9 protein-coding genes are annotated in these 15,995 nt (G+C 47.9%); 5 read left to right on the top strand and 4 right to left on the bottom strand.

The window, feature by feature from the left end:
- Nucleotide 1: 1 nt before the first annotated feature.
- Both KQJ23_RS01400 and KQJ23_RS01405 read right to left on the bottom strand, forming a co-directional pair.
- Nucleotides 2-424, bottom strand: a complete 423-nt coding sequence (locus tag KQJ23_RS01400; protein WP_216476846.1) for a Na(+)/H(+) antiporter subunit B — start codon at nt 422-424, stop codon at nt 2-4.
- Nucleotides 411-2,819 (bottom strand): Na+/H+ antiporter subunit A, encoded by a 2,409-nt coding sequence (locus tag KQJ23_RS01405; RefSeq protein WP_216476847.1) that lies wholly within the window; start codon nt 2,817-2,819, stop codon nt 411-413. Before KQJ23_RS01405 ends, KQJ23_RS01400 begins: the two co-directional genes overlap by 14 nt.
- A gap of 128 nt (nt 2,820-2,947) precedes the next feature.
- Between KQJ23_RS01405 and KQJ23_RS01410 the strand changes: the two genes are divergently transcribed.
- On the top strand, nt 2,948-3,631 hold the full coding sequence (locus tag KQJ23_RS01410) for a universal stress protein (protein WP_216476849.1): 684 nt from the start codon (nt 2,948-2,950) through the stop codon (nt 3,629-3,631).
- A 115-nt stretch (nt 3,632-3,746) separates the two neighbouring features.
- Here the strand turns inward: KQJ23_RS01410 and KQJ23_RS01415 are convergent, their stop codons facing one another.
- Both KQJ23_RS01415 and KQJ23_RS01420 read right to left on the bottom strand, forming a co-directional pair.
- Nucleotides 3,747-4,310 carry a tyrosine-type recombinase/integrase gene (locus tag KQJ23_RS01415; protein WP_216476853.1) on the bottom strand — a complete coding sequence of 188 codons (564 nt, stop codon included), beginning with the start codon at nt 4,308-4,310 and terminating at the stop codon, nt 3,747-3,749.
- A 1,027-nt stretch (nt 4,311-5,337) separates the two neighbouring features.
- Entirely contained in the window at nt 5,338-8,988 is a 3,651-nt protein-coding gene (locus KQJ23_RS01420) for an S-layer homology domain-containing protein (protein ID WP_249529416.1), read from the bottom strand.
- A 184-nt stretch (nt 8,989-9,172) separates the two neighbouring features.
- Between KQJ23_RS01420 and KQJ23_RS01425 the strand changes: the two genes are divergently transcribed.
- From KQJ23_RS01425 to KQJ23_RS01440, 4 genes are all read left to right on the top strand, one after another.
- Nucleotides 9,173-12,133, top strand: coding sequence for a histidine kinase (locus KQJ23_RS01425; RefSeq protein ID WP_216476855.1), 2,961 nt, complete (start codon nt 9,173-9,175; stop codon nt 12,131-12,133).
- The gene (locus tag KQJ23_RS01430) at nt 12,105-12,869 is read left to right on the top strand and encodes a LytR/AlgR family response regulator transcription factor (RefSeq protein WP_216476860.1); all 765 of its coding nucleotides are present in this window, start codon (nt 12,105-12,107) and stop codon (nt 12,867-12,869) included. The genes KQJ23_RS01425 and KQJ23_RS01430 overlap by 29 nt, the downstream gene beginning before the upstream one ends.
- Nucleotides 12,870-13,340: 471 nt before the next feature.
- Nucleotides 13,341-14,462, top strand: coding sequence for a GerAB/ArcD/ProY family transporter (locus tag KQJ23_RS01435; RefSeq protein ID WP_216476862.1), 1,122 nt, complete (start codon nt 13,341-13,343; stop codon nt 14,460-14,462).
- Entirely contained in the window at nt 14,459-15,967 is a 1,509-nt protein-coding gene (locus tag KQJ23_RS01440) for a spore germination protein (RefSeq protein WP_249529417.1), read from the top strand. The genes KQJ23_RS01435 and KQJ23_RS01440 overlap by 4 nt, the downstream gene beginning before the upstream one ends.
- The last annotated feature ends 28 nt before the right edge of the window (nt 15,968-15,995 follow it).

Consider the following 15,995-nt stretch of genomic DNA (forward strand, 5'->3'; position numbering starts at 1 on the left):
ATTACCGATCCTCGCTTATGCTCAAAATAATGTTGACCGCTGTGCCAATAACTGCCAGGGCCACTCCTGTATCAAAGATCAGTGCGGATGCAAGTTCGGTATCTCCAAAGATCGGCAAATCAAAATGGTCAAAGGCCTGGGTCAAGAAGGGCTTGCCGAAGATAACGGCGGTCATGCCCGTTCCAACAGCAATCAGTACGCCAATCGCCGCCAGCTTCTTGAAGTCCATCCGGATATTCTCTCTAACCTTCTCGATCCCAAAGGAAAGATACATCAGAACGATCGCCGCAGCTGTACTTAAGCCCCCGACGAATCCGCCGCCGGGATGATGGTGACCGTTCATGAACAAGTAGATTGAAAAGGTCAAGATGATTACGACCGCCACGCGGGTGACGCTCTGCAAAATCACATCATTCTGCTTCATGCTCTTTCCCCCTCTTGGAACGTTGACGAATCAGAACGTATACTCCCAGTCCCGCAATCGTCAGCACGGAAATTTCCAGCATGGTATCGAAGCCGCGGAAATCGACTAAGATGGCATTTACGATATTCTTGGCACCGGCCAGCTCATAAGAATTTTCAAAAAACGAAGTGATCGGCTCGAACAATTTATGTCCGTTGGCAGACAAGGCCATGACCGTCACGGTTAATCCGACAGCGATGGAGATAATCAGATTCGTCCATTTGAAGGCAATGCGTTCCACGGTCTTCTTCAGCTTAGGTAAATGATAGAAGCATAGCAGGAACAGCACGGTTGTTACGGTCTCTACCACCATCTGGGTCAGCGCCAAATCCGGAGCCCGGAAGATCACGAAGAACATGGAGACCATGTATCCCAGTACGCCAAGCGCTACGATCGCGACAATTCGATTCGATGCCAGCAAAACGGTAAAGGCGGAGATAATCATACAAATGACGAGTCCCGCATCAAAGACATTGATCATCGCATTGTTGGAGAAATCAAACTCAATTCCATGGAACAGCAGCAATGATCCCATTAATAAGAGGACGAAGAAGGCAAAGACATAGATCAGATAATGCCTCAATGAACCTGTCATATAGCGGCTGGTCAAGGAAGCGGATAACCGTTCAGCGCCTTGAAGTCCTTCGTTGAAGAAATGATTCAGGCTCAGACTTTGCGGGAATTTTCGGGCCGCAGGGAGCCATTTCTTCTTGACCACATAGAGCAGGCTGCCCAGAAGAATAACGCCAATGGTCATCAGCAGTTCATAATTCAAGCCATGCCATGCACTGATCTTCAGGTCATAGGAAGATGGCGTCATCATAGGAAGTACCGAGCTCAGCGCAGGCGTAAGAATATATTTGCCAAGTACGTTCGGGAAGAAGAAGATCAGCACAACCAAGAGACCGAGCAGAAGCGGTGCCAGCAGCATGCCTATAGGCGCTTCATGCACCTTGCGGTTGAGACGTTCTGGATGATAAGGACCTCCGAAGGTTTTGAATACGAAAATCATGCAGTAAACAAAGGTAAAGATGCTCGCTACCCAGGCAATAATCGGGAAGAGCGCACCGATGCTGCCTAATCCAAAGACTCCTGCTTTGGACACATCCAGCACAGCCGCGAAAAACATTTCCTTGCTCAAAAAGCCGTTAAACGGCGGCAACCCTGCCATGGAGAGCCCGCCAATGAGAGCGATCGTGAAGGTGATCGGCATCACTTGCATCAAGCCGCCCAGATAGCGGATATCCCGCCGGCCGGTCTCATGGTCGATAATGCCGACAACCATAAACAGGCTGCCCTTGAAGGTGGAGTGATTAAATAGATGGAAGAGCGCCGCATACGCAGCAACGGTAAATACCGTCCCGCTCTCGCCAGGACCGAAATATACGGCCAGAGAGCCGATTCCGAGCAGACTCATAATCAGGCCTAGCTGGCTAATCGTAGAATAAGCCAATAACGGCTTCAAGTCCGTCTGCCGAAGCGCCGTTAACGAGCCATAGAGCAGCGTAATCACCCCTACGCCGGAGACAAGCCAGAACCAGACCGGACTGCCGCCGAAGATCGGAGTCATGCGAGCAACAAGATAAATCCCGGCCTTGACCATGGTTGCAGAGTGAAGGTAGCTACTTACCGGCGTAGGTGCCTCCATCGCTTCCGGCAGCCAGATGCCGAACGGAAACTGCGCCGATTTTGTAAAGGCTCCTAATAGCACGCACAGCATGGCAGGGATAAAGAGCGCATGGCTCTGAATCGTCGCCATATTCGCGATCAATTCACGGATACTATAGGTATCCCCCATCATGATCAGCATAATGAAGCCGGCCAGCATCCCAAAGCCGCCGAACACGGTAATGAGCATGGATTTCAAAGCCCCTTGGCGAGAGCTCTTCCGCTCATACCAGTAGGAGATTAATAAGAAGGAAGACACGCTGGTCAGCTCCCAGAAGCCGTAAAATACCAGCAAATGATCAGAGAAGACGACACCCAGCATAGCCCCCATAAACATCAATAAATAGATATAGAAGTTATGAAGTGCCTCTCTTTTGGACATATAGAAGATAGAATACAGGATGACCAGCGTTCCTACCCCAGTGATCAGAAGACCGAATAATAGCGCAAGACCATCCACATAAGCCGTAAACTCGATACCTAGGGACGGAATCCAGGAAAGGGTATATTCGTAGGTCATACCGGATGCGACATCAGGTATGAATTGCAGCAAATAGATCAGGATGGACAAGGGGACAATCATCACGAACCAGCCTGTATGTACTTGACGGTTCAAATATTTAAACAGAAACGGGACAATGCATGCAAAAATAAACGGCAGAAAAATAAAGAGATATAATGTAATCAACCGCACTCCTCCTCGCTAACAAATCAAATCATGATAAATACCGTTTGACTCTTGCGGTAACTTCCACTATAGTCTTACATAGTTTAAAAAAAGTGCTTCATTATTAACCTTGAGGTGAATTATTTAAAATGGATAATCTGTTCAATGAGAGCATACTTGTCTGCGTTTATTATGGGCCGAACGGAGAGAGATTACTCAAGCGCGGCTGTAAAATTGCCAATATGCTCCAGGCTCCGCTCTATGTACTGACTATTGACCCGAAGCCGTTCGATGAATTGGATGCCGATAAAGTACATTACATTGAAAAATGGAAAGAATTTGCTCAAGCTCATCCTACAGCTCAGTTCATTATGAAGGATAATGAGCAGCGCCCGGTTTCCAAGGTCATTGCCGAGGTTGCTAGAGAACATCAAGTTACTCAAATTATTTTGGGACAGACCGCACATAGCCGTTGGGAGCAAATTACAAAGGGATCGATTATTAACTCTCTGGTTCGCGACATCCCATTTGTAGATTTGCATATCGTCTCTGTTGCCCGTTATATCCGGGATGAAGAAGGGCTCTATGAGAAGGGTATTCGAGCCTATTTATTTCAGGATGGCGAGCAATATCAGCTCAGCTTCAATCATGATAAGGACACGCTGTACGAGGGCATCTTCTTCAAGGAAGCCGATACGGATTTCGATAACGGGATCTTCCGTTTTATGAAGGATGCAGAAACCCTGCAGGTTCTAGTTAGAGACGGGGTTGTTACTGAATTAATGAATGTGGATATGCACACGACCGTGAGTCTGAATGACATAGAATCATAACCTAGCTAATGCAACGAATGCTCTCTACATATTATGTGGGGAGCTTCTTTATGATCAGAACAGCTGACTGCCGCTATAGCTGTGTGTTTGCGCCCCCTTTAAGTTTGAACAATCTCTACAAGTTCACATCTACTTTAATAGGAAGATGCTCAACCTTACTAACCCCCAAATATTTAAGGGTCTCCGCTGTAGACTGATGATTCAAAATGGACTTAATGATGGAGATGGCAATGCCTTTATGGTAGGCATGGTAACCAAAGGTCTTCCGCAGCGTGTGTGTGCCGATATTCTCGGATATTCCAATCTCCCTTGCGGAATGGTTAATAATTCGGTACGCCTGCTGACGGGTAATCGGCCGGCCGTCCCTTCTGGATTTAAATAAATAGTCCTCAGGGTCACAGTCCTTCCCGGATAAGTACTCCGTTACGATTTCCCGAATTTTGCCGTTCAAATAGTACCCCTTATCCTCGCCAGTCCGTTCATCCTTGATCAGCAGAAATTCCTTCGTATTCTGTCCGTCCCAGACGTCCTGAACCTTAAGGTTCAACATATCAAGCAAGCTTAAGCCTGTATTGATTCCAATGACGAACAACAGCAGGTCTCTAATAGAATGTTTCCTCAGCTCCTCTTTCATGGCTTGAATGGTCTCATTGTCTCGAATCGGATTGACGAATTGCACCGATAATCCCCCCGAATGATGTTACTTAATTAAACCTTAACATATATTAAGTAACATCACAAACAAGAATTTGTTCATTTTTAAATCAAATTTTGGCTGTCTGCCGGCTGTATAAAGTCAGTTGAGCTATCCAGAAGTTCATGTCAATGTTCTATTCGCCGCAGTTTGCTGCAAGAGTGCAGCAGTATAAAAGCGGATTAGTGATTCTGCGTGTAGGGGGCAACGTATGAAGTGTGCTTACGATCGCTGTTGTTCGCGGATTTCTCTGATTGAAATAGTAGGGTAGAAATCCACTCACAAAGGCGAACACTCCGTTTCTTCAGCACACTTCACACTTATGCCCTTTCTACGCTGTTTCTTTTAGATCGGCTTTATAGGTGCCTGATGCGCTATAGTGCAGTTGTTCATACGGGTAGCCATATGATAGCATCCTCGTATCCCTCGACATACATATATAGGCTCGTCATCCGACATATAAAGCGCCGAATGGAGATTGTAAGAGGAGTAATTTCACTGGAAGTGAACCCTGTGACCCGTGACAGGAATGTGGCTGATCAGGTAGGACGAGTGAAGTTCGGTGCAGGGCCGAAGCATCGAGAGGCCTGGACAAATTCAAGGCGCGCAGTATCTTGTTTGCATGGTGCAGACGGCAAGCGGAAAGCTTAGTGTAGTGAAGCTTACGGCGCAGCCATTTGCAATATGCGTATCAGTTGAACTGCAAAGGCGAAGTAGTCAGGCATAAGTGTGAAGTGTTGTGAAGAAGCGGGAGCGTTCGCCTTTGTGAGCGGATTTCCACCTTGTTTAGTCCAATCATAGAAATCCGTGAACAACAGCGATCGTAGCAACCCTTCACACGTTGACCATCTAACTCGCCCTATCTTTGTTTAACTGCTTGCCGCTATTACGCACTCTCCTGCTTCGCTCATTTAAGCCTTCGCCAGCCAAGCAACTATCTGCCGTGCCAGTCTATTAACACAAATAAGGCCTCCCGCCAGATCAGGTCTGTTGGGAGGCCCTGCTTAATTTCCTATTTCCAGCTTTCGATTCCTGTCTCGAATTGATCGAAGTTATGCGGAGTCGAAGCTTCCATAATGTCTGAATAATTAGGATGACTTGTTGGTACATCGGTCCACTTCTGTCCAACCTGGATATCCCATGGGTGACGACCGAGCAACTGATTAAGAATACGAACCACTTCTAATCTTGTAATAGGCTCCCCTGGATTAAAGCTGTTTCCTGTGAAGTCGAACAACAAACCTTGCTGTTCAACGGTCGCAATGGCTTTTTCAGCCCAATAACCCTTAACGTCTGTATAGGAGCTTTCAGCTGCAGCATCCCACTGATACAAATTCATCAGGATCTGTGCAAATTCAGCCCGGGTGATCTGTTGATTCGGCTTAAAGGTATTGTTCCCGAAGCCAACCATCCATTTATTGTTGGTTGCTGTAGTAATTGCATTTGCTGCCCAGTGCTTAGCATTCACATCCGTATAGGATACTTTACTGGAGCTTGCCGTAGAAGTATACAAACGAGACAAGATTGCTGCAACCTCAGATCGAACAATCCCTTGGTCCGTCTTAAACGTACCGTCAGGATATCCAACCATATATGGCGTGTGATCCCCTGAATCCTTCAGCTTAGGCTGCAACGAGAAGCTGAATTTCACAATTGTATCTCCGACATGGATAATGCCATCCTTGATATAGCTGTCCGTACCGAAGCTCTCTTCCCGGCTATCCTTACGGCTATCGAATACAGTGTATCCATTCTTCTCGCCAAGGAAGTAGTAATCTCCGTTTGCAAATACCATCCAGCCGTATTCTCCGCTGTCTGAGCTCACTTGCGGATTATGATTTTTGTTCGGTGCGAAATCTGCCAGCTCAGGAAGATTGACAAGCGTGCCAGGCACTCTGCCCTTGGAGCGGTTCAGCTCCGTATCCGCCCAATATAATTGCATATTCACACCTGTAGCAGGTTGGCCTGTGATTTCATCCAGAATTGTGCCGTACGGGTCTACCAGGTCTACGGATAGCTTGGCATTTCCAGCACTATCCACAGTCAGCTTGCCTGCGGGGCCAGCCAGTTTCTCCCCATTAGGTGCAATTACATTCAGTGATAAGGTGTATTCACCCGGCGCCACCTTCGGAAGCGTGAAGCTTCCATCCTGATTCATAACCACATTAGGCAGGTTCAGTGTCTGACCATTCGCCGACTTTATTTTTCCCGAAACTTGGAGGTTCTCTCCTACCAGCTTCGTGATTTTCTCCTGCACAACCTTGCCGCCATTGGCCTGATCGGATACAACCGGCTCTGTCTTCATGGTGGCAACAGGCTGCTGCACGGATCCCGAACCGCTTCCGGTAGAAGGAGTCGTTACAGGCCCGGAAGGTGCGCCAGGTCTTACTGTCACTACATTAGATACACCCGCACGCTCTCCTGACTCCACTCTTAGACGGAAATGATACGTTTCACGACTGGACAAGTTAGCAATTGTTGCACTAGTTGAAGCATCGTCCAGCGTTTCAAGCGGAGTTGCCGGGTAGTAGTTCTCCCCATCCGTCGATTGTTCAATCACAATGCTTGAAGCCCCTGTTAATGGAGGGAACGTCAACGTTACTTGCTGCACGCCTGCTGCAGCCGCTAACGTTGTTACTGGTTCCGAAGGGGAGGCTTGAACGATGTTGGACACACCGCGATAAACACCTGATCCAATTACTAAGCGATAATGATAAGCTTTACCGTTAGTCAGACCCGTAACGGTTGCACTAGTGGATGTGGCATCCAGTGTCTCCACCGGAGTAACCGGACTGAAGTTACTGCCGTCCTCCGATTGCTCAACCACAATATTCGATGTCCCTAAGGCAGGGAATTTCAAGATAATCTGCTGATTTCCTGTCTCGGTCGATAAGGTAGTCAATGACTCTGAAGGCAATGCTTCAACTATATTGGACTCGCCTTGATAGAAGCCAGAAACAACGTTTAAACGGAAGTAATAGGTTTCGCCATTCACTAAGCCGGTTACTGTCGCATTTGTCGAGGATGCATCGAGCGCCTCGAGCAAGGCAGCCGGACCAAAATTGACCCCATCAGTAGATTGCTCAACCATAATGTCAGTTGCTCCGATTAGTTCCGGGAAGCTCAATATAGCTTGTCCATTGCCCGCTTCCACGGATAGTGTAGATAACGGGGCCGGATTAGCTGCCAGAACATAGACGGTAAATGTCTTCTCGCTGGTCAATCCGTCTTTAGTGATCGTTGCTTTTACATTTACATAGGTTCCCGGTTGGGAGATCACCGGTCTGGTAACCGTGCCATCCGGAGCAATGATCGACGGTTGATCAGAGGTCCAGACTGTCGTAACACCTTCGTCATCCTTCAGTGTAAGATTATTTCTTACCGAATTTTTGGAGTCTCCAGAATTGTACTGAATATCCGTAACAGTCTCTGCCTGTTCGATATCGTGAATGGCCTCTTTGTAATCCGCAATCAACTTAGTTGCAATGCGGCTGGCCAGCTCTTCGATAATTTCGCTGGTAGGCTTCGTAGAATCAATCTGGAATCCGTTCTGGAAAATGTCATCGATAAAGCTCTGATTAACATCCTCATAAGTGGCTTCAGTTACTCCCACATATTGGAGTCCATTTTGATTGAACGAGTCTGTCAGCTTATCTTGATTGTCTCCTCCGTCCAAGTCACCGCGCGGGTCATCATTAATGTTCACGACATAGCGGAGCGGTGCTGTTCCCCAATGAATGTTGTCTACCGCTACATCCAAACTCTTGCTTGAGGTAGAGTACAATTTCATGTTCTCGAAGGAGAAAATAGAGATAATATCGCAGCTGTGACCGACGTGGCTAACGATCGGGCCAAATTCGTTGCCGTACACGTCCGGGAGAGAGAGATTTCGGATAAGCTGATCGCCATTATCCCACATGTTCAGCGTGGTATCTGTAGCAACGATTTTAATATTGTGCTGCGTAGAGCTGCCTTTAGTAAATTGTTGAACTAAAGTTACTCCCGCTATATACTGCAATGGATTCGATGTTTCATTGTGCAGTGCGGATGGGTCTATTGCTTCGAGCTTATAGACCTTGATCGCGCCTTGTACATATATGATTGCATAACCACTCAACTTACCGGCACTATCAATCTTTGTATTAAAAAGAAAGCCGCCGCCTTCCATGCTGTGGTAATCTACCTTGGATTCATCCATATCGAACGTGATAATCTTTTTGCCTGACGGACTGCCATCAGTCAGCATGAAATCCTTGTATCCAGGGATAGTGTAGCCATAGAAGGTTAAGGTATTCCCTCCATTTGAAACTTGTACGTGATTGTAGTCGGCCGTCTCAACGGACGGAGTAATAACAAAATTATAATAATCTATATACCAGCTTGCTTTTCCACTATGGACATACTGCATGTCGGATACAGTAGCCGGATCCGCACTTGCATCCATAATGGATACATATTTCGGGTTGACGCCCGCTGCACTCAACTTGGCTTTAATTGCATCATTTAATTCACTCTCGAAATCACTTGCATCATAGACACTCGTTCCCACATTGTAGTAGACCTCCGCTACCGGAGAAAGTGCATGTGCCATCGGCATGCTTGTAATAACCAGCAAGATGGCCATTACCATTGAGACCACTGTCTTCTTCATCAGCTCACCCATTCTGTAATTTTAGTAGTAATGCAGTCTATCTCGAATTACCCTCCCAATTCATAAATGTTTAAAAATGATGATATTAAAATAGCAGATGGCTCTCTCAAAAATCTCTCAAACATTGGCATTTCGGTTGATAGCTTTTTGAGAGTTTCGTAGCATATGATAATATCCGTACAGGAGCGTGATAGACATGAAGAGACTACTAGGCTTTCTCGGTGCCGCCTGCGCCTTAATTGCCATGTTGTATATGATTTTCAGCGATGAGGACACTGCCAATATCAAGACCAAGGCTGTTGATGGTATCCTTGATCTGCGTGAAATTACAGATTCTCCGTTCGTATCTTTGGCAGGAGATTGGAAATTTACGCCTGATTCGTTTACAGATCCAGAACACCTTGCCAAAGAGGCCGTTTTGCTGCCGGTACCTGGCGCGTGGCCCTCCGATATCCACTGGGGATCTTATCAATTAGTCGTCTATCTGCCTGATCAATGGGCCGAGATCGGATTGCGCATTCGAAATATCTGGGCTGCACATGAGCTTTATATTAATGGAGTACTTGTCTCCGAAAAGGGGACACCTGCCGACTCCAAACAAGAGATGATCCCGGATAATCGCTCCTATGAAATTTACTTCAAGCCGGATCAGCGTCAGGTACTGATTACCGTCCATGCGTCTAATTTCTACAATGCCAGAGGGGGTATTGTTCTACCGATTGACATTGGTGATGCCGAACTGATAGACAAGGATGTGCACCGAGATCTTTCTCTGGAATGGGCCGCCGTACTTTTCTTGCTGATATGCAGCATGTATCATCTCACGCTCTACTTAATGAGAACGAAAGATGAAGCCTTTCTCTACAGCGGGCTCCATTTCTTATTACTTTCGGCAGCAATCGCTCTTTGGGGAGAACGAATAGTCATTCGGGAGTTCCCGGATTTTCCATTCGAGCTCTATTTCCGGTTACAGGATACCCTTACTTATTTGAGCTCTATTATGCTAATTGTATTTTTCGCAAAGATGATTCCATTTATGGTGAGTCGCAGGGCTTTGTTCCTCCTCTGTCTACCCCTGTTGGCCTTCGCGTTCCTGAATGCGATACTGCCTGCAAGAACTCTTTCTTCTGTGCAGTATGTAATGTTGTACTATATGGATCTGCTCTTCATTATTCTGCTGGTACGCACCTTGTATCTAACCATGAAGAACCGAATTGCTATTCGTCGAAATGAAGCCGTTATACTCATATTGATCATGATCTTTCTTGCTATGTTTGCTATCAGTTCTTCTTCGGATACCTTGTTCTTCTCCGGACGTAATAGCATGAACCGGGTGGGACTGATCGGGTTCATCATGACCATGAACGTCTTCTTGGGCATTCGATTGATGAACCGGACAGAGGAGTCGGAGAAATTAACAACCCGCCTGAAAAATGCAAATGCTGCAAAGGATGCCTTTCTGAAAGTTACTGCCCAAGAATTGCGGCGGCCTCTGCTCGATGCCGTTCATCTCATGCGGTCAATTCCTCAAGAGAAGAATGATCAGAAACAGGGCGAGCAATTGTACTTGGCTGAGCAGCTCATGGAAAATATGGTTTATCTGCTACGAGATTTGCATGATTTTACCCGCCTGAGGTTTGAAGATTATGAGGTTCAATTGAAATCGACCAATCTAAGAATGGTCATGCTCTACGTCATTCAACTGATGCAGTTTACGTTCAACAAAAAGAATATACAAATCAATGAAACGATCGTGAGCCAGCTATATGTATGGGCAGATGAGCAGCTTTTGACACAGGTTCTTTTGCGTGTAATGACTGAAATAACTCATGATGCTGTCGAGGATGTCTTGACGATTGAATCTGTACAAGAGGGTTCCGGCGTGCTGCTTATCATCACTACATCCCGTCAGTCGACGACAGCCAGCCGGGATCTTCAGCACTCCTCCGGCCTGATGATGACAGAAGAGCTTATCCAGCAAATGAACGGGTCGGTCACGTACGAGCGAATGAACACCGGCATACGATTCACAGTCAGGCTGACCTTCAGCGAATTCAAGGAGCCGATGGCTCCGTTGGATTACGAATACCTCATCCGTTCTGTTGCTGCTTCGGAAGAAAGGGAACTGCAAACCGTTCTTATTGTAGATGACGATGTGATGCATGCGGAAATCATGAAAAGCATGCTGAGCGATACCTACAAAATACAAACCGTCTACACCATTCAAGAGGCGCTGGATTATTATCGTAATCACCCGGAAGTCGCGTTAGTCATCATTGACGATCTCATTCCAGGCGAGATGAATAGTCTGGACCTGCTGAGACAGATCCGCTTCCAGACCTCACGGATAGAGCTTCCGATTCTCATGATGATTTCTTCAGAATATCCGGGATATATTGAGACCCTCTTTGCCGCGGGGGCAAATGATTATCTATTGAAGCCCTTCTCGAAGGAAACCTTGATGGCCCGGCTCAATGCGGCAGAGCAGACTAAACAGTCGATGTTAAAAGCGATCGAATATGAAATGGCTTTTCTGCAGACCCAGATTAAACCTCATTTCCTGTATAACGCGCTTAGCAACATCATTTCATTCTGCTATACGGACGGCGAACGAGCGGCTTACTTGCTTACGATGCTTAGTTCATTCCTGCGTTATATATTCGAATCCAGCAGAGATGGACAGACCTCCTCCTTACAAAAGGAGCTGGAGATTATTGAAGCTTATGTAGAGGTAGAAAAGGCTCGGTTCGGCGAACGATTAAGCTATGCTTATGAACTGGACCCGCTCCTTGACGCGGAGAAGACACGCATTCCCAGCTTGCTTCTGCAGCCGTTAGTCGAAAATGCAATACGTCACGGTATATTTAACAAGGAGGGCCCGGGGCATGTTCAAGTGACAATTACGGTTGATACTCATCTCCTCCACGTCGCCATTACCGATGACGGCGTAGGGATGACGGCTTCTCAATGCAAGGAATTAATGGAGGGGGCGCCTTCGAACGGGATCGGATTCACGAATGTGCGCCGGCGTGTGCATGATTTTACCCAAGGCAAATTGGAAATCCATTCGTCACCAGAAAAAGGGACGACTATTCTATTAACGATTCCCCTGAAGGGAGAGCAAATGAATGTGGAAAGTAATGATCGTAGAGGATGAGCGGCCGATTCTTGACTTACATGCCAGATTACTTGAGTCCTACGGACCTTTTCAAATCGTCGGCCGCTTTGAGTCTCCCTTCGAAGCCTTGCAGGAAATTCCGAGGCTGGACCTTGATGCCATTCTGCTCGATGTTGAAATGCCGCGGATGACTGGATTGCAATTAGCCCAGAGCTTAGTTGAAACGGGGATTGACGTGCCCGTGATCTTCACGACCGCGTATCAGCAATATGCAGTACAAGCTTTTCGCGTCCAGGCATTGGACTATATCTTGAAGCCTATGACTCCTAACATGGTCAAGCAACTTGATGAACGGCTCCAGAAATATTACGGACAGAGGCCAAAGCAGCTTCCGAGGGGCCAGCTCTGTGTACAGCTTTACGGAGACGCATTTGTCAAAAGTGGCGGACAGCTTGTAAAATGGCCTACCCGTATAACAGAAGAGCTATTTTATTATTTTTTATTACAGGAGAATAAGCTGTGCCACAAATTGAGAATTATAGATGACCTCTGGATGAATGTAGAGGAGAAGCGCGCCTTCTCCAATCTTTACAATACGATTTATCGAATGAGGCAGCTGTTCGTGGAGCTCGATGTCCCGATCGTGATCGACCGGGTGAACCATGGCTATATCATGCATACCCATAACAACATTACTATCGAGCCCAAGGAAAAAGAGGACGACATGCTGTTGGAATCGAAGGGATATCTGTGGGCCTACCGTTGGGGAGACTAACTCCTGCGAGATAGACGGTACAAAAAAAGCCATCGTCGTCCCGTCTGCTTTGATGGCGCCAAACCCCTTCATGTTCATATGTTCTCCGTTAACAGGCCCTTCGGGGCCTGTTCGTATTCTCTCTTTCTTCGCATGGTAATACCTTGCATATTTTAGCAGCGAAGTGGAATAATAATGCCGATATTCCGGCCAGTGCCAGAAGGAGTTGCATCTTGCTCGGGAACCTGTTAGTCGTAGTTGTTATTGTAATAGCGCTCCTATTCCTGGATAGGCGTGCCTTCATCCGTTCGGAGAGAAGGACGAAAATCGTGTACCTTCTCCTGCTCCTGCCGGCTGCTTACTTATCCGTAATATTCATCCTGCAATTGCCTTGGTTCGATCTCGGGCATCTCACAAAAGCCATATATGGATGGCCTGCCAGACAAATCGTTGCACTGCTAAAATAATTCCGCATCTTGAAGGGATGTAGCTATGTCGTCCGATCGTTCTACCATCAACTTAAGGCAACTGGCAGGTTTATTAACCTGTTACATTATCGGTTCCGCCATCGTGTTTATTCCCAATCCACTTACGGCCGCGGCCGGCAACGATGCATGGATTTCGATGACGCTCGCTTACGCCTTTGGCATCCTCATGTTGTCATGCGTTCTGTACCTTCACAACAGCCACGATGGAGCGAGCATAATCTCATATAGCCGCAAGCTGATCGGGCGGACCGCTACATATCCTGTCGGAATCCTCTTTATCTTGATGCTGTTTTTTGCGGTATGCGCCATTAATGCAAGCATCGGCATTTTTTTCACGAGTGTGATGATGGACCGGACTCCCCCGTATATATTCCATTCCATCGGCATGCTGCTTTCCGCGCTGACGGCGCGTTCAGGCATTCGTGTCATGGCACGGATGTTTTTTTTGCTAGTTTGGCTGATGCTCTTTTTCTCTCTGCTGGTCATGATCCTCGCTATCCCGATCTATCGTCCGGGCATGCTTCTTCCCTTGTTCGAGAACGGTGTCAAGCCCATGCTGCACGGTTTGTTCATCTCCGCCGGGTTCCCGTTCGGGGAGATCGTAATATTCGCGATGCTCCTGCCATTCGTCCGGCTTCAAGCCGGTCAATCCGCGGCCAAAGCGTTGTACTCAGCTTATTCGTTCTCAGCTCTCATGCTAATCTTGCCGACGCTATGCACCATTATGGCATTCGGTCCCGCGGCCGGTTACTTCAATTATTCGCTATATCGCCTCGCAATCGAGATTCACATCGTTGAACTATTCCAGAGAGTGGAAGCCATTATCGGCATCGCGCTTATTCTAGGGTCATATATGAAGGCGACACTTCTGCTCTTTATTCTCTACCAATGTCTCATCCAGCTCTTCAACCTGAGGGATGATAATGTATTGCTGTATCCCCTCTCGGTGATCTGCATCTTCTTGTCGACCACCATGTTCCAAAGTCCGGCCGACTTCCATGAGCAAGTCTATACGATCTGGCCGTTCACGGTCATCGTCGTCGGATGCGGCCTTATTCTCTTTCTAACGCTGATTACTTGGATCAAGCATCGATATCTTCAAGCCGATCGAGGGGGTACTTCATGACTGCGGAAGATCGCACGGCCCATATGCTTCATGATGACGTTATGTCTAACCGGCAGGAGCTTGAAGGCGTATTATCTCGCTGCGGGGACGTCCACTTCCATGAATGGAGTTATGGCGACGGGTTTGCGTTCCAGGCAGTCTCCGTTTACTGCTCATCGCTCGCCGACTACTCCAGCCACCTCCTTCAGCGTGCTTTGGATGAAATCGCCGGTTATGAGGGCGAAGTCTGGAGCAGCATGACACCGGACAAACTGCTCCATTGCATACAGAGGAATAATATCTCCCTTCAACCGTTCTCGCTTCTAGAATCAAGCGCAGACGTGTACGAGTCCGTCATGAACGGCTTCATAGTCCTCCTGTTCGACCAAGTGAATCAAGCGTTAGGATTCCCGATGGAATCAGTAGAGAGAAGGCCAATTACGGAGCCTGTCAACGAACCTTCAGTGCACGGTCCCCGGGAAGGTACGACGGAAGACTTATCCCTGAACCTGGCTTTGCTCAGGAGCCGCATCCGCAACCCGGCGTTCAAGCTGGAATTCCTGCAATCCGGCGCAGTCACGAAGAGCGACATATGCTTCGGCTATTTGGACGAGGTCGTCAACCCGGACGTACTTGCGGAATTTAGGCGGCGGGTCGAATCCATCACTGATTATGAGGTGCTGGAGACCTCTTATATCGAAGACTGGATACAAGAATCGACGTTATCTCCGTTCCCGCAGGTTCGTTATACGGAGAGAACTGATACGGCGGTCGCGGCCATACTGGACGGCAAAATTGTCGTGCTCGTGGAAAATTCGCCGATGATCATGATTTGTCCGGCGTTTCTGGTGGATTTCATGGGAACGGCAGAGGATTATTACGTGCGGTCCGTCTTCTCCTCGTTCATCCGCATGCTTCGTCTGCTCGCTTTCATCATCGCCCTGACGCTGCCCAGTCTCTATATCGCGCTGACGACCTTCCATCCGGAGCTAATCCCGACCGTACTGCTCCTCGCGATCGTCGATTCCCGGGAGGGCATTCCGTTCCCTGCCTTCGTAGAAGCGCTCGTCATGGAAGCCTCCTTCGAGCTGCTGCGCGAAGCCGGCATCCGGCTGCCAAGGACGGTCGGTTCCGCCGTCAGCATCGTTGGGGCATTGGTCATCGGACAAGCGGCTATTATGGCGAAGATCGCCTCTCCGATCATGGTGATCGTAGTGGCGTTGACAGGCATCGCCTCCTTCGCAATCCCTCATTACGATCTGGCGATCTCCCTGCGGCTCTTGCGCTTCCCATATATGATAGCGGCGAGTATGCTCGGCGGTTACGGTCTGATGGTCGTTTTCCTGTTAACGCTGCTGCATCTCACCAACCTGCACTCGCTGGGTCAGCCTTATTTGACATCACTTGCACCGTTCAAGCCAAGGGATTGGCGTGATCTGTTCATCAGGGTGCCGCTTAAGGTCTTCCTGCAATCCCCGCGCAACCGCAAGCTGCTCCGGTTCGGAGGCAGACGCCCGCAGCCGTAGCCTCATGCGCCAAAGCTGTGCACGGGCC

Source organism: Paenibacillus brevis (assembly GCF_018919145.1).
Lineage (GTDB): Bacteria > Bacillota > Bacilli > Paenibacillales > Paenibacillaceae > Fontibacillus > Fontibacillus brevis.